Source organism: Bradyrhizobium manausense, assembly GCF_018130615.1.
Taxonomy (GTDB): domain Bacteria; phylum Pseudomonadota; class Alphaproteobacteria; order Rhizobiales; family Xanthobacteraceae; genus Bradyrhizobium; species Bradyrhizobium manausense_A.
In genome coordinates this window covers 51,076-68,338 of the sequence record NZ_JAFCKB010000030.1, presented here as the reverse complement: position 1 = coordinate 68,338, position 17,263 = coordinate 51,076, and the positions used below count along the sequence as shown (strand labels likewise).

General features: G+C 63.4%; 19 protein-coding genes. 11 read left to right on the top strand and 8 right to left on the bottom strand.

Annotated elements, in window-relative coordinates; all coding sequences use genetic code 11:
• The 5 genes from JQ587_RS34840 to JQ587_RS34815 all read left to right on the top strand — a co-directional run.
• The coding region (locus tag JQ587_RS34840; RefSeq protein ID WP_283815710.1) for an acyl-CoA carboxylase subunit beta at positions 1-819 on the top strand (819 nt) is incomplete at its 5' end.
• Between the two features lie 37 nt (positions 820-856).
• The gene (locus JQ587_RS34835) at positions 857-1,093 is read left to right on the top strand and encodes a DUF4160 domain-containing protein (protein WP_212428360.1); all 237 of its coding nucleotides are present in this window, start codon (positions 857-859) and stop codon (positions 1,091-1,093) included.
• Positions 1,074-1,490 (top strand): DUF2442 domain-containing protein, encoded by a 417-nt coding sequence (locus tag JQ587_RS36825; RefSeq protein WP_249154670.1) that lies wholly within the window; start codon positions 1,074-1,076, stop codon positions 1,488-1,490. The genes JQ587_RS34835 and JQ587_RS36825 overlap by 20 nt, the downstream gene beginning before the upstream one ends.
• Positions 1,487-2,131 (top strand): Fic family protein, encoded by a 645-nt coding sequence (locus JQ587_RS34820; protein WP_212428359.1) that lies wholly within the window; start codon positions 1,487-1,489, stop codon positions 2,129-2,131. The genes JQ587_RS36825 and JQ587_RS34820 overlap by 4 nt, the downstream gene beginning before the upstream one ends.
• A 114-nt stretch (positions 2,132-2,245) precedes the next feature.
• On the top strand, positions 2,246-2,593 hold the full coding sequence (locus JQ587_RS34815) for a hypothetical protein (RefSeq protein WP_212428358.1): 348 nt from the start codon (positions 2,246-2,248) through the stop codon (positions 2,591-2,593).
• Between the two features lie 9 nt (positions 2,594-2,602).
• On the opposite strand, the gene JQ587_RS34810 is transcribed toward JQ587_RS34815, so the two are convergent.
• The 3 genes from JQ587_RS34810 to JQ587_RS34800 form a co-directional block, all read right to left on the bottom strand.
• On the bottom strand, positions 2,603-2,755 hold the full coding sequence (locus JQ587_RS34810; protein WP_212428357.1) for a hypothetical protein: 153 nt from the start codon (positions 2,753-2,755) through the stop codon (positions 2,603-2,605).
• A 93-nt stretch (positions 2,756-2,848) separates the two neighbouring features.
• Positions 2,849-3,502: a glutathione S-transferase family protein gene (locus tag JQ587_RS34805; RefSeq protein WP_212428356.1), complete on the bottom strand. Its 654-nt coding sequence runs from the start codon at positions 3,500-3,502 to the stop codon at positions 2,849-2,851.
• A 104-nt stretch (positions 3,503-3,606) separates the two neighbouring features.
• Positions 3,607-5,565 carry an alpha/beta hydrolase domain-containing protein gene (locus tag JQ587_RS34800; protein ID WP_212428355.1) on the bottom strand — a complete coding sequence of 653 codons (1,959 nt, stop codon included), beginning with the start codon at positions 5,563-5,565 and terminating at the stop codon, positions 3,607-3,609.
• Between the two features lie 243 nt (positions 5,566-5,808).
• On the opposite strand from JQ587_RS34800, the gene JQ587_RS34795 reads away from it, so the two are divergent.
• The gene (locus JQ587_RS34795) at positions 5,809-6,108 is read left to right on the top strand and encodes a twin-arginine translocation signal domain-containing protein (protein ID WP_212301573.1); all 300 of its coding nucleotides are present in this window, start codon (positions 5,809-5,811) and stop codon (positions 6,106-6,108) included.
• 123 nt (positions 6,109-6,231) lie between these two features.
• Here JQ587_RS34795 and JQ587_RS34790 read toward each other — a convergent pair whose 3' ends face one another.
• From JQ587_RS34790 to JQ587_RS34780, 3 genes are all read right to left on the bottom strand, one after another.
• Positions 6,232-6,477 carry a GCG_CRPN prefix-to-repeats domain-containing protein gene (locus JQ587_RS34790; protein ID WP_212301572.1) on the bottom strand — a complete coding sequence of 82 codons (246 nt, stop codon included), beginning with the start codon at positions 6,475-6,477 and terminating at the stop codon, positions 6,232-6,234.
• 300 nt (positions 6,478-6,777) lie between these two features.
• The gene (locus JQ587_RS34785) at positions 6,778-7,785 is read right to left on the bottom strand and encodes an alpha/beta fold hydrolase (RefSeq protein ID WP_212428354.1); all 1,008 of its coding nucleotides are present in this window, start codon (positions 7,783-7,785) and stop codon (positions 6,778-6,780) included.
• Positions 7,786-7,983: 198 nt separating this feature from the next.
• The gene (locus JQ587_RS34780) at positions 7,984-8,682 is read right to left on the bottom strand and encodes an ArsR family transcriptional regulator (RefSeq protein ID WP_212301570.1); all 699 of its coding nucleotides are present in this window, start codon (positions 8,680-8,682) and stop codon (positions 7,984-7,986) included.
• Between the two features lie 149 nt (positions 8,683-8,831).
• Between JQ587_RS34780 and JQ587_RS34775 the strand changes: the two genes are divergently transcribed.
• From JQ587_RS34775 to JQ587_RS34765, 3 genes are all read left to right on the top strand, one after another.
• Positions 8,832-9,140: an NIPSNAP family protein gene (locus JQ587_RS34775; RefSeq protein WP_212428353.1), complete on the top strand. Its 309-nt coding sequence runs from the start codon at positions 8,832-8,834 to the stop codon at positions 9,138-9,140.
• 24 nt (positions 9,141-9,164) lie between these two features.
• On the top strand, positions 9,165-9,515 hold the full coding sequence (locus JQ587_RS34770) for an antibiotic biosynthesis monooxygenase family protein (RefSeq protein WP_212428352.1): 351 nt from the start codon (positions 9,165-9,167) through the stop codon (positions 9,513-9,515).
• 74 nt (positions 9,516-9,589) lie between these two features.
• Positions 9,590-10,399, top strand: coding sequence for an isocitrate lyase/PEP mutase family protein (locus JQ587_RS34765; protein ID WP_212428351.1), 810 nt, complete (start codon positions 9,590-9,592; stop codon positions 10,397-10,399).
• Positions 10,400-10,470: 71 nt separating this feature from the next.
• Here JQ587_RS34765 and JQ587_RS34760 read toward each other — a convergent pair whose 3' ends face one another.
• Positions 10,471-10,896 (bottom strand): hypothetical protein, encoded by a 426-nt coding sequence (locus JQ587_RS34760; protein ID WP_212301566.1) that lies wholly within the window; start codon positions 10,894-10,896, stop codon positions 10,471-10,473.
• A gap of 165 nt (positions 10,897-11,061) precedes the next feature.
• On the opposite strand from JQ587_RS34760, the gene JQ587_RS34755 reads away from it, so the two are divergent.
• Positions 11,062-11,706 (top strand): trimeric intracellular cation channel family protein, encoded by a 645-nt coding sequence (locus tag JQ587_RS34755; protein WP_212301821.1) that lies wholly within the window; start codon positions 11,062-11,064, stop codon positions 11,704-11,706.
• A 141-nt stretch (positions 11,707-11,847) separates the two neighbouring features.
• Here the strand turns inward: JQ587_RS34755 and JQ587_RS34750 are convergent, their stop codons facing one another.
• Positions 11,848-13,059: a c-type cytochrome gene (locus JQ587_RS34750; protein WP_212428362.1), complete on the bottom strand. Its 1,212-nt coding sequence runs from the start codon at positions 13,057-13,059 to the stop codon at positions 11,848-11,850.
• A 293-nt stretch (positions 13,060-13,352) separates the two neighbouring features.
• Here JQ587_RS34750 and JQ587_RS34745 point away from each other — a divergent pair, with 293 nt between their 5' ends.
• Entirely contained in the window at positions 13,353-16,844 is a 3,492-nt protein-coding gene (locus JQ587_RS34745) for an indolepyruvate ferredoxin oxidoreductase family protein (RefSeq protein WP_212428350.1), read from the top strand.
• The last annotated feature ends 419 nt before the right edge of the window (positions 16,845-17,263 follow it).

Below are 17,263 nucleotides of genomic sequence, written 5' to 3'. Positions count from 1 at the left end.
CGTCGCCTGATCGACTTCCTGCCGTCCAACAACACCGACGGCGTGCCGGAATGGCCGAGCTTCGACGACACCGCCCGTATCGACATGTCGCTGGACACGCTGATCCCCGACAATCCGAACAAGCCTTACGACATGAAGGAACTGATCCTGAAGGTCGTCGACGAGGGCGATTTCTTCGAGATCGCGGAGAGCTTTGCCAGGAACATCGTCACGGGCTTTGGCCGCATCGCCGGCCGCACCGTCGGCTTCGTCGCCAACCAGCCGATGGTGCTGGCCGGCGTGCTCGACTCTGACGCATCACGCAAGGCCGCACGCTTCGTGCGCTTTTGCGACGCCTTCAACATCCCGATCGTCACCTTTGTCGACGTGCCGGGCTTCCTGCCCGGCACCGCGCAGGAATATGGCGGCCTGATCAAGCACGGCGCGAAACTGCTGTTCGCCTATTCGCAGTGCACCGTGCCGCTGGTCACCATCATCACCCGCAAGGCCTATGGCGGCGCCTTCGACGTCATGGCGTCCAAGGAAATCGGCGCCGACATGAACTACGCCTGGCCGACCGCCCAGATCGCGGTGATGGGCGCCAAGGGCGCGGTCGAGATCATCTTCCGCTCTGACATCGGCGACCCCGACAAGATCGCCGCCCGCACCAAGGAATACGAAGACCGCTTCCTGTCCCCCTTCATCGCTGCCGAGCGCGGCTACATCGACGACGTCATCATGCCGCACTCGACCCGCAAGCGCATTGCACGGGCGCTGGCGATGCTGAAGGACAAGAAGACGGAAATGCCGGCGAAGAAGCACGACAATTTGCCGTTGTGAGGGAACGATCCATCCATGTCGCCGTCAGGTTGAGAAAATGCCGACTGTCTTGCGATGGGGCGCATACAGAGCATTCTTTTATTCCGCCGACGGCGTTGAACCACCGCACGTTCATGTCACTAACGGAGATAACGAGGCTAAATTCTGGTTGGACGATTTGTCCGTTGCCGTAAATCTTGGATATGCCCCACACGAAATACGCGCTATTATTCGTGAACTTCAACCCAATCGTGCAGAATTGCTGAAGGCTTGGCATGAGTACTTTGGAGATTAATATCAAGGATCTTCGCGCCCGATCGGTTGACTTCGTCGGATGTGACTTAGTGGTCACTTTGAGTGATGGCCGACGGATAGTTACTCCGATTGATTGGTACCCGAGGCTAGCAAAAGCGTCGGTCGAGCAGCGCGAGAATTATGAAATTATGCCGATGGGCATTCATTGGCCGGACATTGACGAAGATTTGAGTATTGCCGGAATGCTGAAGGGCAATCGAGTAAGGTCCGATGCTGTGAAGGAACTCATGCGTTTGGCGCGTCTAGTTCCGGTCTCTAAAGAGTCCTACGAACTTCAGCGTCGTAGCTTTGTGTTTGGGAATACAGCGCTTGATAATGCGCTTATCACCCGAGAATTAGTTGAACAGGAAGCCGACAAGCTATCGAACCAAACATGATGCAGCCCGACAAGGATCATCGCCACTCCCGAGCGCTCGAACCAGAAATTGTTGACGAAGACGCTGAGCGCAAATTGCTTGAGGTGCGAAACCATCTGAAGCAGTACGATAGTGCGGTAAAGATAGTTCAATCTGCCTTGGAACGGGGCTCATTCAAGTTGCGCCCCTCTGTAATACTCGCAATCCATCGAGATGGATACTCGGGCCTTAGTGCGTTTGCTGGTACATACAGGCCTGGATCCGCGTTGATCGAAGGTAGTCAGTTCGAGCCGCCAGCACCATGGCTGATCGCCGAATTGATGGAAGACATGTGCGACTACGTGAACGAACGTTGGGGCCACACTACGGCAGTTCATCTCGCGGCGTATGTGATGTGGCGACTAAATTGGATTCATCCGTTCATAGAGGGGAATGGATCGACCGCGAGGCTGCTTTCTTACGTTGTATTGTCAATCCGGTGGGGGGGCATTCTGCCGGGTACGCCAACCATACCCGAGCAGATCGCTGCGGACCGTAAGGCATATTTTGAGGCTCTGGAGTATTCTGATCGTGCTTGGAGCGGCGGCCAAGTCGATGTTTCTCGGATGGAGGAACTGATAACCTCGCTTTTGGTCAGGCAATTGACCAGTGTTAAGAGCTAGCTCGCAGTTTGCTAGGAGTAGGCTGGAAAATGATGAGCCCACCAGCGCAACGATGAATGTGTCGTCTGACTGTGCTCGATCTAAGTCCGTGGGCGCTGCATCTATACTGATCCCATGACCGAAGACGATCCGACCGACGAAATCTCCGACATCGAAGATCGGATCGAGCGGCTCGCCGAGATCGCAGAGCGATGCCGGAAGTACATCCTGGCGTCCAAGATCGCGATCGGCGGCGGTGGGGCGCTGCTCCTGGTCACTATCCTCGGATTGTTTGGGTTTGGTCAGACCGCCGCACTGGGTTCGATCGCCTTGGTGCTCGGCGGCATCGTCTCGCTTGGCTCGAACATCAGCACGTTGCGGCAGACCGACGAGGCGATCGGTGCTGCGGAGGCGCGCCGTTCGGCGTTGATCTGCAGGATCGACCTGCGGGTGGTCGCCGATACGCCGATGAAGCTGGTGTAGTGCGCTCTCTTACGCAGCGGGCTTGAGGCTCAGCGTCTGCAACTCCGCGCGGCATTCGGCTGCGAAGGCCTGAAGCCGCTCCGCAGTCTGCTGGTCGAGGATCGCCTTCGCCAGACGTTCGGCACGGGCTACTTGCTCTCTGAGATAGTCGATGCGGGCCATGTGTCACCTTCCGCCGGGATAATTTGAGGCAAATTGCTTCGTTCCAGTGGCTGTGAGCCTATGGCTAACCCCGGGTTAATTATGTGCGGTGGGTCACATCCCGCGCGCCTGATCCGCTGCAGCGAAATGCGCCATCTGATCGGCGTGGGCCTTTGCGAACGCCGGACGGCCGATCGCTCGGGCGACGTAAGCGCGGCAGGCAGGACTATCCGCCAGCCCGTCGAAACCATCGATCACGCGCAGCACGTCCGACATCAGGATGTCCGCGACCGAGAAGGAGCCCGCCAGCCATTCACGGCCGGCCAGCACCGGCTCGAGATGCTTGAGGCGGAGCTTGAGGAAGTCGTCCATGAATTTCCACGCCGGCGTGTCGGTCGGATGGCCCATGAATTTCGACATGGTCCAGGGCAGGCTTGCCATCTCCACCGAGTTGAGCGCGGCGAACACCCATTCCATCGCCTCGTTGCGGCCGCGCGGATCGGTCGGCATCAGCTCGGCATTGAGCTGGCCCAGATGTAGCAGGATCGCGCCGCTCTCGAAGATCGAGATGTCACCATCGGTCAGCCACGGCACCTGGCCGAAGGGCTGGTGCGCGAGATGTTCGGCGCCGCGCCCGTTGAACGGCATGCTCGCGACGCGGTAGGGCAACGCGGCCTCTTCCAGCGCCCAGCGGACGCGAAGGTCGCGGACGAAGCCACGCGGAGGCGGGGGAACCCAGTCGAATGTGGTGAGGATGAGGTTGGCCATGCGATGTCTCCGTGCTGTCTGGCAGAGGACGGATGAAGGGCGCGCGTTCCGACAGCGGCGAGATGTTTTTTCTCGGGGCGCAGAGATCGTGGGGTGGGCTTGGTTTATTGCCCGAGCTTCGCCAGCTTGCCTTGTTTCGCGGCTTCCACCGCGCGCTCGGCATCCTCCGGCAACAGAATCCGTTCTGCCACCTGCCGCGCGGCCTCGCGTTTCACGGCAGCCACATACGCGCCGTCATCGGCATAACGTTCCGCGATCGACAGCCTGGGGTCGTGCACCTCTTTCCGTGCGGCTTCCGTCGGTGCGAATGGCACGACAGGGCCCTGCAATGGATAGAGCGCGGTCGAGCCAAACCCCTGTGCGCGCGGATTCCAGGCGGTGTAGGTCGCGCGTGGCACGGCGAGGGCGAGCTGGCGGATGCCCGCGATGGCCATGCCGTCATCATCAGCCTTGGGCACGAAGACGGGATAGCGGCCGATCACCTTGGGCGGCAGGACGCTTTGATCGGAGAAAGCGGCGAGCGTGTGGATGCCGGCATAGGGCAGGCCGGGGATATCCGTCGGCACCGCGCCTTGCGCTGCGACCAGCGTGCCGTGGGCGCGCATGGGGACGCGGCTTGCGGGTGGTTTCGTGCCATCGCTGATCCAGGCATTGAGGTCGGTGAGCAGCGCGCGCATCGGCATGCCCGCATGCATCGGGTTTTGCGGCAGCGACATCGCCGGCACGCCCTTCTTCATCGCGTCGTTGGGGTCGGCGAAATGTGGCGTCCCCGCGATCATATAGGCGCGGACATTGTCGGGAAGGTCGAGGTGGTTGCCGGCGAGATCGGTGACCAGCAGCGACGCGTGCGAGGTCCACCATTCGTGCTCGCTGTCGGTCTGCATCACCTTCGGGCAGGTGACGGAGAGCAAGCAGCGGCGCAGCACGCCGTCTGTCTTGCCGGAATAGGGATCGCTCAGCGTTGCATAGGTGAAGGGGAAGAGATCGGCCTGCCACGCCGGATCCTGCATGTGGCGCGGGTTGCGGCCCGGCTGGCCGAAGCGGACATTGGTCGCCATGCGCCGCGTGCCCGCGACGTGCGGCATCAAGCCGTCGAACACGGTGCGGCCCTGCAGATCCTCATTGAAGCCGAGATAGAGGAAGTCGCGCAGGAAGCGGCCGGATTGCGACACGCCAAAGCCGATGGCGCGGCTGACCGACGGATGCAATCCGTCGAGCAGCGGGTTCGCTTGCGTCTCGTCGCGGCGGAGGAAGCTGACGACATCGCGCACGGCCGCATAGCCCATGCCGAGCGGGACCGGATCACGCGCCGTGTAGGTGACCTCATAGAGCGCACCGGCGTCAAAGCCGTCGGGGCGGGTGATCTCGACCGTCGTGGGATCTAATAGCTTTGCGGAGAGGCCGGACGGTGTCTGCCGCGCGTCGGCCCAGGCCGCGCGCACGGTGACGTTGAGATTGGCGGTGTCGGCGGCGGGCCAGGTCAGCGTCGCGCGCGCCGGGTTGGCCGAATTGTCGAAGATGACTTCTTCGCGCGCAGGGCCGGTGATCGTCTTGATCGCCGGTGCAGTCATCGCAAGCTGTCCCGGCTTGGAGGGGATGTCGCCCTGCCAGCCGACCCACACCATCGTAAACCCCTGACGGTGCAGGAAGCCAATGCCGGCATCCTCGGCCTTATCGGCATTGTTGGCGCCAGGCTGGGCGGAATCGTCGAACAATTGCGGTGCGAGCTTTCTGCCGCGGTTGGGCACCTCTGATAACAGCGTGCCGTTGCTGTGGGCGGGATCGCTGGGTCGCAGGATCACGACATCAGTGGTGGCCTCGACCTTACCTTCACCGTTGCGTGGGGCGAGCGCGAGATCGGTGATGACGGCGTTGCGGTCGTCGGCCGGATTGAGCGCAAACGTCGCGCGCGCGGTGATGCGCTCATAGGTGCCGACATTGCCAAAGCTGCGTCCGGCGAAGGCCGGCACGCGCTCCAGGATGTCGAAGCGGACGATTTCGGCACGCGAGGAGAGGGGAAAGAAACTGGCGATCGCGATGAGGCCCGTGATGATCCTGCGCATGGCCGGTCCTTCCCCGATGTCGCGCGATCGTCATGTTCCGTCGCGCGGGCTTTTTGTTGCCGGCACTATAACCTTCTATGCTGCGGCCAAACAACAGGAGGAAATCCGATGTCCGCTGCCTACTTCGTCGCCCGCGCCATCGTCACCGATGCCATGAACCTGAACGCGCAATTCAGCGGCAGTTCATGTCGCCACCGCGACACTTCCGCTGCATCACTTGATTGATCAAGCAGAGGACTTGTCATGGAGCGTCGGAATTTTTTGAAACTTGCATTCGGTGTCGCGGCCGGAGCCGCCGCGTTCACCGCCGCCGCACAGGCCGCGCCACTGGCGCCGCAGCCGCTCGGCAATGGCGGCATGCCTCAGGGCAATCCCGACGCTCATCCCGCCGTCACCAGCAGCGAGGAGGCAGCCCAGCTCAAGCCCGAGCAGGTGCACTGGCATGGCCGCGGCCACTGGCATCGCCGTCACTGGGGCTGGCGCCACCGCCATTGGGGCTGGCGTCATCGTCACTGGCATCGTCGCCACTGGCGTCACTGGTAACGACACGCCTGGACTGAAAAAGGGGATCGCGATTTGCGATCCCCTTTTTGCTATGCGCGCACCGTCACAACGAAAATGGCCGCGCAGGCTGATTCTGCGCGGCCATTTCGCAAGCGCGAAAGATCAGAACGGACGGCAGCGGCCGGCGTACCAGCGGAAGCCATAGGGGCACACGCGCGGACGCACCACGACGACCGGCGGGGCGACCACGACCGGACCGGGGGCGACGACGACACCACCACGCATCGGACGGCAGCCGCCATAGGGACCGCGGTACCAGCCCGGGCCGCAACCATTGGCGGCGCTGGCTGCCTCGCTGAAGCCGACGACGGCGCTGGCGAGCATCACGGCGGCAAACAGATATTTCATTTGATCTTCCTTCTCGTCCTTGGGGGGCAGTCTCAGAGGAGACTCTCGGGAGCTAGGCGCTTGCGGCGCACAATGAATCAAACCATACGATTCGACATGTTAATTTTTGCGACATATCGGCACGTTGCGATCCAAGCCTGCCAATCATGACCTGAATGCGGCATGAACATTCGTCGCATGCGGCCTCAGGCGACACGGATGACGCAAGAGCCCCGTCCAGATGAATCGGAACGGGCTCTGGAGTTTTGTTGGACGCGTTTTCCTGAACGCGAAGCGGTATCCACTTCGCTCGAAAACGCTTCAGTGGCCGAGAAAGCCCAGCACCAATTCTTTGTACTTCTCGGGCGCCTCCAGGAAGACGAGATGGCCGGTGTTGGGGATCACCTCGGCGCGCGCATTCGGCATCTTGGCCGCGAGCGCTTTCGCCAGCTCGGCGTTCTGTCCCATCTTCGCCCGTAACGCCTCCGGTGCATTCGCCCGGCCGGGCGCATTGTGGTCGTCGGCGCCCATGATGAACAGCGTCGGTTCGGTAATGAGCGGAATCTCGTGCGCGACCGGCTCGCGATAGATCATTTGGCCGGAGCTGACGAAAGCGTGCAGCCAGCGCGGATAATCCGGGCTGCCCTTGATGTTGAAGCGGGCATCGATGAACGGCGTGATCGCGTCCGGCGGCAGCTTGATCGCATAATTGGTCTGGAGCTGCTTGCGATAGCCATCGGCGGTGAGCTTTTCCTCGGTCTCGATGATTGTTTCGGTCGGCGTCGGCGGCACATAGAGACGGTAGTCCTCAAGGCCGATCGGCGCGGTCAGCACGAGATGGGCGACACGATCAGGGTAGCCGCGGGCGATGCGCACGCCCAGCATGCCGCCGAGCGAATGCGCGACGACATCCGCCTTGTCGATTTTGAGATGATCGAGCAGCGCGATGGTGTTGCGCGCCAGTGTATCGAAATGCAGCTCGCCTGAGGGCTTGGAGGATTTGCCGAAGCCGACCTGGTCGGGCACCACGACGCGATAACCGGCATCGTTCAGCATTCTGATGACCGGTGCCCAATAGCTCGACGGAAAATTGCGTCCGTGCAGCAGCACCACGGCGCGGCCGTTCGGCTGCGCCGGCGCGACGTCCATATAGGCCATGCTGAGCCGCTCGCCGTCATTCACGACTGGCAGCAGATGCACGGGATAAGGATAGGCGAAGCCTTCGAGCGCGATGCCGTAGGGCTCGCGTTGCGGCGTGTCGGCGGCGCGTGATGCAAACGGGACAGTCACGAGAGCGGCAGCGAGCGCTGCCGAGAAGATGCGGTTCATTGAGGTCTCTAAGTTTGCAGAACGTCATTCCGGAGCGGTCCGCAGGACCGAGCCCGGAATCTCGAGGTTTCGGGGTCTGGTCCTTCGGACCATCCCGGAACGACAGTGCGCTTAAAGCGATGGATGACCGGGTCAAGCCCGACCATGACGGAGGCTGCCATTCACACGCGAACGTGTGATCGCACGCGATTTGCGTGACTAGTCCTTGCCATTCCCGAATAGCGCGGCGAACTGCTTCTCGCCGGTGCGGGTGAAATTCACCACGCGGCTGCCGGGCGTGGCGTCGCGCGCGGCCCATTTCAGCTCGGCAAAACGCTGCATCATCGCGGCCCCCAGCGTGCCGGCGAGATGGTGGCGCCGTTCGCTCCAGTCGAGACAGGCCTTGCAAACCGGGCGGCGCGGATGGCTGAGCATGTCAGGCGAGATCTGCAGATGTTTCGCAAGGAAGCGTTCGCCCTCGGCCGTCAACTCGATGTCCTGCTTCTTCTGCCTGACCAGATTTCGCTCGCGCATGGTGTCGAGCATCTGCACGCCGAGATCGCCGGCGAGATGGTCATAGCAGATCCGCGCGCGACGCAGCGCCGGATCCTTCGGCCCGGTGCGCACGCGCATGTGGCCGGTGCGCGCGGCAAGCCCGGCAAGGCCTTCGAGCACGCCGGCGACGTCGTCGTCGGTGAGGCGGTAATAGCGGTGCCGGCCCTGTTTCTCCGGCTCGACCAGGCCGCCGGCCTCGAGCTTGGCCAGATGCGAGCTCGCGGTCTGCGGCGTGATGCCGGCCTCCTGCGCGAGCTCGCTTGCGGTGAGCGCGCGTCCGTTCATCAGCGCCGTGAGCATGTTGGCGCGGGCGGGGTCGCCGACCAGCGCGGCGACCATGGCGATGTCGGGTCCTGATTTCATGCTTCGATGGTAGCCGAAGCATTGTAGTCGGGCAAGGATGTAGCGTGTTGCGGCAAACACGTCATTGCGAGCGAAGCGAAGCAATCCAGATGCTTTAGCGGCGACGGCGCCGCTCGCGCTTGTCGCAATGACAGATCATGGAGCCCATCATGTCCGTCACCGTCTTCATCCGCTACCAGCTCGATCCGTTCAAGCGCGCGCAGTTCGAGGAGTATTCGAAGCGCTGGCTCACCATCATTCCGAAATGCGGCGGCGACCTGATCGGCTATTTCATGCCGCATGAGGGCACCAACAATATCGCCTTCGCGCTGATCGGTTTCGAAAGTCTCTCCGCCTACGAGGCCTATCGCGCGCGGCTGCGGCAGGATGCCGAAGGCATGGCGAACTTCCACTTCGCCGAGGAGAATAAATTCATCCTTGCGGAGGAGCGCACCTTCCTGCGCAAGGTGGTAGTGTAGGCCACCAACGCGAAGGAGACGCCCATGATCGCCGTGATCTTCGAGGTCTGGCCCAAGCCGGAACATCGCCAGGACTATTTCGACCTCGCGGCCGATCTGAAGCCACTCCTGCAGACCATCGACGGCTTCATCTCGGTCGAGCGGTTCGAAAGCCTGACCGAGAAGGGCAAGATATTGTCGGTATCGTTCTGGCGTGATGAGGCCGCCGTCCAGGCCTGGCGCAACACGATGGAGCATCGGCGCACCCAGGCCAAGGGCAGGGCGCGGATCTTCGCCGACTACCATCTGCGTATTGCCAGCGTCATCCGCGACTACGGCATGAACGATCGCGAGCAGGCGCCAAAGGACAGCCGCGCCGTGCACGACGCGCACTAGCGTGTTCGCGGGCGCGCACTAGCGCGGCCCTGCATGCGTCCCTATCTCTGCGCGGGCCAACAAGGGAGAGAAACATGCATGTGACGACTGCTGACAAGCGCGCGACGTTCAGGAAGATGCACGAGAGCGGCTGCTTCATCCTGCCCAATCCGGTCGATGTCGGCAGCGCCAAGGCGTTGCAGCATCTCGGTTTCAAGGCGATCGCCTCGTCGAGCGCGGGCTTTGCCTGGACCATCGGCAAGGCCGACAACCGCGTCACCGTTGAGGATGTCTGTCAGCATCTGGCAGCATTGAGCTCATCCGTCGACATTCCCGTGAATGCAGATTTCGAGGGTGGCTTTGCGATCGAGCCGGACAAGGTTGCGGAAAATGTCGAGCGCGGCGTGCGCACCGGTGTTGCCGGCCTGTCGATCGAGGATTCCACTGGCGACAAGGACAAGCCTCTGTACGATCGCGCGCTCGCGGTCGAGCGCATCAAGGCCTCGCGCAAGGCGATCGGCGACAGCGGCACGCTGCTGGTCGGCCGCTGCGAGGCGTATCTCTGGGGTGTCACTGATCTCAAGCTCGTGATCGACCGGCTCACGGCCTATGCCGACGCCGGCGCCGACTGTCTCTACGCACCGGGCCTGAAGACGCGCGAGGATATTTCCGCGGTGGTGAAGGCTGTCGCACCAAAGCCGTTCAACCTGCTGATCGGCGCCTCCGGCCTGTCGTTGAAGGAGGCCGAAGATCTCGGCGTGCGCCGCATCAGCGTCGGCGGCTCGCTCGCCCGCGCTGCCTGGGGCGGCTTCATGCGTGCAGCGAAGGAGATGGCAGAGAAGGGGACGTTCACCGAGCTTGCCAGCGGCTATTCCGGCGGCGAGCTCAACAAGATCTTCAGCTAGCGCCACAACAGGCCAAACGAAAAGCGGCGGGACCTCTCGATCCCGCCGCTGTCGCATCGTGTTGCAAATCGCTACTTGGCGCCGTCAGACGGGGTCTGCGTATCCGGCGCCGGCTTTGCAGCGGGCGTGTCCGCCGGAGCGGCCGGCTTGCTCGGCGCGGCGCCTGTGGTTACGCCGGGCGCTGCGTTGTTGCGCGGCGTCACGTCGCGCATGCCGGGAGGCGCGGCCGGATTGGCCGGAGCCGTCTGCTGCGCAGTCTGCGTTGCAGGCGTATTGCTCGCCTGGTTCCCCGTGGTGGTGTTGTTGAGGCCATAGAACACGGCGCCCAGCACCAGGGCTATGGCCACGGCAAACAGCGCGACCTTGCCACTGGAGGCGGGGCCTTCACCCAGCTCGGGATCGGCCTGAAGGTCGGAATCCCGGCGCGCCGCGCGAAGGTACTCATCGTCGGCGAGGTTCGGGCGGTACGGATCGTTGGGAAAACGGTCGTCAGCCATCGATTGGGTCTCCTCGTTGATTGCGTCCTGACAACCCTCAGCTGCGAGATTCTGTTCCGCGCGCGTTATGCTTTCGTCGCATGTTGCCCTCAGGCGAGGAATCGGGAACCTGTTCCCCTGGGAACCCGGCGCGTCGGTTCCGTGGAGGAGGAAGGGAACAAGGCGATGTGGAGCCTGCCGCCGACCGATAGCGTGCTGCATTTCCTCTCGCTGGTTGCCGTGGCTGCGCAGGGCATGACCGCCGCGCTCGCCGCTGGGCGCCGCAGCATGGACTGGCTTGGCGTCTGCTTCCTCGGCTGCATCACCGCGCTCGGTGGCGGCACGCTGCGCGATCTCTTTCTTGGGCACTATCCGTTGGCCTGGGTGCAAAATCCGATCTATCTCGCGCTCGCCGGCGGCGCGGCCTTCCTCACCATCCTGTTCGCGCGGCTCGTGCATCGGCTGAAGCTTGCCTTCATCGTGCTCGATGCCATTGGCCTCGTCGTTTTCACCATGACCGGCTGCGACGTCGCCTGGCAGATGGATGCCTCGCTGACGATCGTGATCGTCTCCGGCATGGTGACGGGCTGCGCCGGCGGCGTGCTGCGCGACGTGCTCTGCAACGACGTGCCGCTGTTGTTTCGCTCCGAGCTCTACGCCAGCGTCTCGGTGGTGACGGGACTGTTCTACGCCACCGCGTTCGGCCTCAAGCTCAACGCCGAGCTCTGGACCATTTTGACGTTCGTCCTCGGCATCAGCTTCCGCCTGCTCGCGGTGCGCTACAAATGGGAGATGCCGAAATTCGTGTTCACGGGGGATGAGGAGCGGTAGCGGCGCTTTCTTATCTCGCCCCGCGTGCGGGGAGAGGTCGGATTGCATCGAAGATGCAATCCGGTGAGGGGGGACTCTCCACGAGTCCCACTGTCACTAGTTTCGCGGAAGCAGCCCCTCACCCTCGTGGCGGTGCGGGAATTACGGCGCTTGCCCGCGCGCCTTCGCCACCTGCGCCGGCGTCACCAGCGGGCTGGCATTGCCCCAGGAATTGCGGATGTAGTTCGTCACGGCCGCAATCTCCTCGTCGGACAATTGCCTGGCATAGCCCGGCATTTCCCCGGTGTTCGGCGCCCGCGGCGTCGTCACGGTGTGCGCGCCGTCGAGGATGATGCGCAAGGTGGAGGACGGGTTGATCGATTGCAGCAGCGCGTTCGCCGGCAGCGGGGGGTAGATGCGTGGCGCGCCGCTGCCGTCGGCTTCATGGCAGGCGATGCAGAGCTTTGCATAGACTGCCTGGCCCGCTTTCATCTCGGCGTCGTCAGGCGGCGTCACGATCGTTTCGCGGCGTGCTGGCGGCAGGCTCTTCAAGTAAACCGCGATCGCCCGCACATCGCCATCGCTCATCTTCGAGGTCGAATTGACGATCACCTCGGCCATGGGGCCGCCGGCGTGGCTCTTGGCGTTGCGGCCGCTTTGCAGATATTCGGTGATGTCCTCCGCACTCCACGACTGCAATCCCGTGCGCGCGGCGCCATCGAGCCGCGGCGCATACCAGCCGCCGAGCTCGCTGCCGGAGAGCGCCTGCGCGGTCTTGTCCGCGCCAAAATAGTTCTTCGGCGTGTGGCAGGCGCCGCAATGGCCGAGACCGGTGACGAGATAGCCGCCTCTGTTCAATGCCGCGCTCTTGCTCTGGTCCGGCTCGAACAGGCCAGGTGTGAAGAACAGCAGGTTCCAGGCCCGCATCAGGCTGCGATAGCCGAACGGCCAGCGCAGCTCCGGCGGCTTGTTGCGGCGGGCGACGGGCGCGAGCGTGCCGAGATAGGCGCGGATCGCCAGCGTGTCGTCCTTGGTCATTCGGGTGAAGTACGGGTAGGGGAAGGCCGGGTAATAAAGCGAGCCGTCCGGCGCGGTGCCATAGCGAACGGCGCGGGTGAAATCGGCATCGCTCCAGCCGCCGATCCCGGTGTCGCGGTCCGGCGTCAGGTTCGGGGCATAGATCGCGCCGAACGGCGTGTCGATGCGCTTGCCGCCGGCGAACGGCTTTGCGGGATCGGCGGTGTGGCAGCCCGCACAGTCGCCGGCCTCGACCAGCGTCCTGCCGTAGGCGATCAGCTCGGGCGACGGCTCGGCCGCGACGGCTGCGCTCGCAACCGCACTGCACAAGACCAGGCCAGCGAGAATCCTCCGCATCATCGACCCTTCTTGCTGCGACTCATCAGCCCGTTCGCATCATATGGCGTCATGTCATTTCGCGGCGCCGGGCTATGGTGACACAAATTGAAAATCGCCAATGCCTTTCCGGCCACGAAATTGCGTTTTTTTCCCGCCGCTGCGGAAGCTCCAGATTTGTGATGCGCCGCGTTAAATATCCGACATAGAGTGGCGCTGATGGTCGGCGCGCCCTAGCTAAAAACAACGGGGAGGCAACGGCTTAAGCGGACGTAACGCGACAAAGACCTGAACAGGGCGGCAAAGAGGACGACATGGGCATCAACCAGGGTCCGATCAGTCTCGATCAAAAATACACCCAGGACACCGGCCATATTTTCACGACGGGCATCCAGGCGCTGGTCCGCCTGCCCATGGCCCAGATTCGCCGCGACCGCGCTGCGGGGCTGAACACCGCGGGCTTCATCTCCGGCTATCGCGGCTCGCCGCTCGGCGGTTACGACCAGCAGCTCTTTGCCGCACGCAAGCACCTCGAGCAGTACAACATCAAATTCCAGCCCGGCGTGAACGAGGACCTGGCGGCGACCGCCGTCTGGGGCTCCCAGCAGCTCAACCTCTCGCCCGGCGCCAAATATGACGGCGTGGTCGGCATCTGGTACGGCAAGGGCCCCGGCGTCGATCGCTGCGGCGACGTGTTCCGCCATGGCAATGCGGCCGGCTCCGCCAAGAACGGCGGCGTGCTGTGCCTCGCCGGTGACGACCACGGCGCCAAATCCTCCACCGTTCCGCATCAGTCCGACCACGCCTTCATCTCGGCGCTGATGCCGTATCTCTATCCCTCGAGCATCCACGAGATGATCGAGATGGGCCTGCTCGGCATCGCGATGTCGCGCTATTCAGGCTGCTGGGTCGGCATGAAGGTGATCACGGAGACGGTGGAGACCACCGCCGAGATCGACCTCACCGACGAGATGAAGCCCTTCATCATTCCCCCGGATTTCGAGCTGCCGCCCGGCGGCCTCAATCTGCGCTGGCCCGACGATCGTTTCGAACAGGACCGGCGCCTGCAGGACTATAAGGGCTTTGCCGCGATCGCGTTCGCGCGCGCCAACAGGGTCAACCGCGTCACCTTGGATTCGCCGAACGCCCGTTTCGGCATCATGGCCTCAGGCAAGAGCTACGAGGACGTGCGGCAGGCCCTGCGCGAGCTCGGCATCACCGAGGAGGTCGCCGCCAAGATCGGTCTCCGTCTCTACAAGATCGGCATGCCCTGGCCGCTGGAGCCGGAAGGCGTGCGCCAGTTCGCCGTCGGACTCGAGGAGATCTTCATCGTCGAGGAACGGCGCGAGATCGTCGAGAACCAGGTCAAGCAGGAGCTGTTCAACTGGCGCGACGACGTCCGTCCGCGCATCGTCGGCAAGATGGACGAGCATGACAAGCGCTTCCTGACGTTCTCTGCCGAGCTCAGCGTCGCCTCGCTCGCGACCTCGCTGACCGAGCGACTTCTTAGGCTTAATCTCAACCCCGAGATCGCGGAAATGCTCCGCGCCAAGGCCGACTGGTTCAACGGCCGCCAGGCGACCCAGATGGTGCCCACCGCGCCCGTGTCCCGAACTCCCTACTTCTGTTCCGGCTGTCCCCACAACACATCGACGAAGGTCCCCGAGGGCAGCCGCGCGCTCGCCGGCATCGGCTGCCACTTCATGGCGCTGTGGATGGACCGCTCGACCGAGACCTTTACCCATATGGGCGGCGAGGGCGTGCCGTGGGTCGGCATCGCGCCCTTCACCAACGAGAACCACATTTTCGCGAACCTCGGCGACGGCACCTACTTCCACTCGGGCAGTCTCGCCATCCGCCAGTCGATCGCCTCCAAGGCCAACATCACCTACAAGATCCTCTACAACGACGCGGTCGCGATGACCGGCGGCCAGCGCCATGACGGCGATCTCTCGCCGCAGAAGATCATGGCCCAGCTTCACGCCGAGGGTATCAGCGAGATCTATCTCGTCTCGGAAAACCCGGACGCCTATCCGGCCGATACCATCGCGCCGGGCGTGAAGAAATACCATCGCGACGAGCTTCAGAACGTCATGAAGATGTGCCGGGAGTACAAGGGCACCTCCGCGATCGTCTTCGTGCAGACCTGTGCGGCCGAGAAGCGCCGCCGCCGCAAGCGCGGCCTGATGGAGGATCCGGCGCGCCGCGTCATGATCAACCCGGCCGTTTGCGAAGGTTGCGGCGACTGCTCGGTGCAGTCGAACTGCATCTCGGTCGAGCCGCTGGAGACCGAGTTCGGTCGCAAGCGCGCCATCAACCAGTCCGCCTGCAACAAGGATTATTCCTGCCTCAAGGGCTTCTGCCCGTCCTTCGTCACCATCGACGGCGGTGCGCCGCGCCACCGCGCGCCGGCAGAGCTCAGCGAGATTGGCGAGCTGCCGGAGCCAGCCTCGCGCCCGACGCTCGATAAGCCCTATAATATCGCGGTCGGCGGGGTCGGCGGCACCGGCGTGCTCACGATCGGCGCGCTGCTCGGCATGGCCGCCCACATCGAGGGCAAGGCCTCGATGATCCTCGACATGTCGGGCCTCGCGCAGAAGGGCGGCGCGGTGCTGAGCCACGTCCGCCTGTCGGATCATCCGGCCGAGGTGACCTGCTCGCGCATCGTCACCGGCACCGCCGACGTCGTGCTCGCCGCCGACGAGGTGGTCGCGGTCGCCAAGGACACGATCTCGCTTTGCGATACCAGCCGCACCCGCGGCATCATCAACAGCCACGTCATTCCGACCGCGGATTTCGTCCTCAACCGCGACTTCAACTTCCAGACCCGCAAGCTGACGGGACTGTTGGAGACGGCGCTGCACAAGGACTCCGTCTTCTTCGACTTCACCAAGCCGGCCGAGCAACTGCTGGGCGACTCCATCGCCACCAACATGATGATGATGGGTTACGCCTATCAGAAGGGCCGGTTGCCGCTGTCCGCGGACTCGATCGAGCAGGCGATCGAGGTCAACGGCGTCTCGATCAAGATGAACAAGGAAGCCTTCCGCCTCGGCCGCCTCGCGGTGGCAGACCCTGCGCGCCTGGCCGAGATGCTGAAGGGAACCGACGAGGTCGCCGCGCCGAAGACGTTGGACGCCATGACGCTCGACGAAGTCATCGAGCACCGCGCCAAGCATCTCACTGCTTACCAGAACGGCCGCCTGGCCAAGCGTTACCGCAAGCTGGTCGACCGGGTGCGCGACGCCGCCGTGAAGGGGGCCTATGGCGATGCGCTGCCGCGCGCGGTCGCGATCAATTATGCCAAGCTGCTGGCTTACAAGGACGAGTACGAGGTCGCGCGGCTCTTCACCGACGGCGCCTTCGCGCAGCAGCTCCGCGATCAGTTCGAGGGCGACTTCAAGTTCAGCTTCAACCTGGCGCCGCCGATCCTCAGCCGCGGCGTCGATGCGCTGGGCCGTCCGAAGAAGCGCGCCTTCGGCCCGTGGATGCTGAAGGTGTTCGGAGTGCTGGCCAAGCTCAAATTCCTCCGCGGCACCCCGCTCGATATCTTCGGCCGCAGCGCCGACCGCAAGCTCGAGCGCGATTTGATCGTCGGCTACGAGAAGGACGTCGCCACCGTGCTCGGCCTGTTGTCGCCGGTCACGATCGACACCGCGGTGGAGCTCCTGTCGCTGCCCGATCGCATCCGCGGCTACGGCCCGGTGAAGGAGAAGGCCGTCGCAGACGCCAAGGCCCGCTACGCCCAGCTCGCCGCCGATTTGGCGAGCCCGCCGCCCGCGCCAAGGCAGATCGCGGCGGAGTAGGGTGGTCCCGTGGGGGGCAAAGGCGCTACGCGCCGTGCCCACCGTCTCGCCGAAATTGTGCCGAAGACGCGGGCACACTTCCGCCTTCGCTCTTCGAGCTACGGGACAAGTCGCTTTGCCCACCTCGCGATTTCCCGTTTGAAATCAACCACCGTTCTACTGTGCATGGGGTTGTTTTCAGCAAAAAGAGCTTCTTCCGATAAATAGAAAATCGCTTGTGCCGTCGGGCAAAACACCTTTAGGGTTTTGGCCGTCGTGGAGCGGTGTCAGTGCATCCTTCGAGGCTCCCCGGCGCGCGATGCCTTGCATCGCGTCAGTCGCGCCTCGGGATGACGGATTGAGTAAGCACTTGCGCCAACCCGCTACGCTCTCGCCCGACGGAATATTTCCGCGCTTGCCAACCGGGCCACTGCGGTTCA

Excerpts from the sequence above, each read along its gene's own strand:
- JQ587_RS34835 (WP_212428360.1), top strand. The coding sequence starts at position 857 with ATGCCGACTGTCTTGCGATGGGGCGCATACAGAGCATTCTTTTATTCC.
- JQ587_RS36825 (WP_249154670.1), top strand. The coding sequence starts at position 1,074 with ATGAGTACTTTGGAGATTAATATCAAGGATCTTCGCGCCCGATCGGTT.
- JQ587_RS34820 (WP_212428359.1), top strand. The coding sequence starts at position 1,487 with ATGATGCAGCCCGACAAGGATCATCGCCACTCCCGAGCGCTCGAACCA.
- JQ587_RS34815 (WP_212428358.1), top strand. The coding sequence starts at position 2,246 with ATGACCGAAGACGATCCGACCGACGAAATCTCCGACATCGAAGATCGG.
- JQ587_RS34810 (WP_212428357.1), bottom strand. The coding sequence starts at position 2,755 with ATGGCCCGCATCGACTATCTCAGAGAGCAAGTAGCCCGTGCCGAACGT.
- JQ587_RS34805 (WP_212428356.1), bottom strand. The coding sequence starts at position 3,502 with ATGGCCAACCTCATCCTCACCACATTCGACTGGGTTCCCCCGCCTCCG.
- JQ587_RS34800 (WP_212428355.1), bottom strand. The coding sequence starts at position 5,565 with ATGCGCAGGATCATCACGGGCCTCATCGCGATCGCCAGTTTCTTTCCC.
- JQ587_RS34795 (WP_212301573.1), top strand. The coding sequence starts at position 5,809 with ATGGAGCGTCGGAATTTTTTGAAACTTGCATTCGGTGTCGCGGCCGGA.
- JQ587_RS34790 (WP_212301572.1), bottom strand. The coding sequence starts at position 6,477 with ATGAAATATCTGTTTGCCGCCGTGATGCTCGCCAGCGCCGTCGTCGGC.
- JQ587_RS34785 (WP_212428354.1), bottom strand. The coding sequence starts at position 7,785 with ATGAACCGCATCTTCTCGGCAGCGCTCGCTGCCGCTCTCGTGACTGTC.
- JQ587_RS34780 (WP_212301570.1), bottom strand. The coding sequence starts at position 8,682 with ATGAAATCAGGACCCGACATCGCCATGGTCGCCGCGCTGGTCGGCGAC.
- JQ587_RS34775 (WP_212428353.1), top strand. The coding sequence starts at position 8,832 with ATGTCCGTCACCGTCTTCATCCGCTACCAGCTCGATCCGTTCAAGCGC.
- JQ587_RS34770 (WP_212428352.1), top strand. The coding sequence starts at position 9,165 with ATGATCGCCGTGATCTTCGAGGTCTGGCCCAAGCCGGAACATCGCCAG.
- JQ587_RS34765 (WP_212428351.1), top strand. The coding sequence starts at position 9,590 with ATGCATGTGACGACTGCTGACAAGCGCGCGACGTTCAGGAAGATGCAC.
- JQ587_RS34760 (WP_212301566.1), bottom strand. The coding sequence starts at position 10,896 with ATGGCTGACGACCGTTTTCCCAACGATCCGTACCGCCCGAACCTCGCC.
- JQ587_RS34755 (WP_212301821.1), top strand. The coding sequence starts at position 11,062 with ATGTGGAGCCTGCCGCCGACCGATAGCGTGCTGCATTTCCTCTCGCTG.
- JQ587_RS34750 (WP_212428362.1), bottom strand. The coding sequence starts at position 13,059 with ATGCGGAGGATTCTCGCTGGCCTGGTCTTGTGCAGTGCGGTTGCGAGC.
- JQ587_RS34745 (WP_212428350.1), top strand. The coding sequence starts at position 13,353 with ATGGGCATCAACCAGGGTCCGATCAGTCTCGATCAAAAATACACCCAG.